Source organism: Microbacterium sp. B35-04 (assembly GCF_010634885.1).
Classification (GTDB): domain Bacteria; phylum Actinomycetota; class Actinomycetes; order Actinomycetales; family Microbacteriaceae; genus Microbacterium.
In genome coordinates, this window is the sequence record NZ_MWLP01000180.1 from 1 (window position 1) to 849 (window position 849).

Annotated in this window: 1 protein-coding gene; it reads right to left on the bottom strand. The window is 29.3% G+C overall.

The genetic code is table 11. From position 1 onward, the window contains the following. Nucleotides 1–581: 581 nt before the first annotated feature. Nucleotides 582–674: a type I toxin-antitoxin system Fst family toxin gene (locus B1729_RS20395; protein WP_001791613.1), complete on the bottom strand. Its 93-nt coding sequence runs from the start codon at nt 672–674 to the stop codon at nt 582–584. Nucleotides 675–849: the final 175 nt, after the last annotated feature.

The following is an 849-nucleotide window of genomic DNA, read 5'->3' on the forward strand; positions in this document are numbered from 1 at the left end:
CCTGTCCAAAGTATGCAGCAAATATAACTATTTAAAATTAGCGATTGGGGGACAGTGTTAATAGAATATGCACAATATGGTATTTATACCAATAGTATCAAGTACTAGTAACAGAACATACACGTAAAAATTTTTCTAATTTCAATACACAAGCTAAAACTTTAAATATGAGTCTAGCAAGAAAAATCAGAAATACTGAACAATTTTCAGCATCAGAAGGTTTTACGCTTTTTATTTTAAATGTAAAGTAAGCATTATTCATATAAAAATTAATAAATAATATAATTTATAATTAAACACTAGTGTGTTTTTTATTATCTCCCTGACAATCTAACACATGACTACTTTTGTACACATCAAAAATCTGTATATTTAAATAAGATTATAAGTTTTTTATAAAAAACTATTGTTTGAAGTTTTATAATATACTCTCTTTTAGTTAGATATGAATTTTGCATTCCCTTACTAACCAGTGTTATAATGTATATAACGAAAATGATTAACAAATAATGCACCAATCCCCACACTACTGCAATAGTGTGGGGATTTTTTCGATGCTGGCTTATAGAGTCGCCTATTAATTATTTGTTGCGTTTACTAAGCCAATAAGTATAATAGGCAACAGCACAGCCACTGATGACTGGTGCTATGATGTGAACGAAAATGATTAGCAAAGTAAGGGACCTCCTCTCTTCGTCAATTGACGCCTGAGAGTTAAGCGACTCATATATTATATCATCTCTGAATATTCGATAGTAGATAACTCCCGATAAGTCATCTTATGTTAAAACTATTAATATCAAAACAAGAAGAAACTCGTTTCAAATCTATCTTAAATCTTAGGCTTAT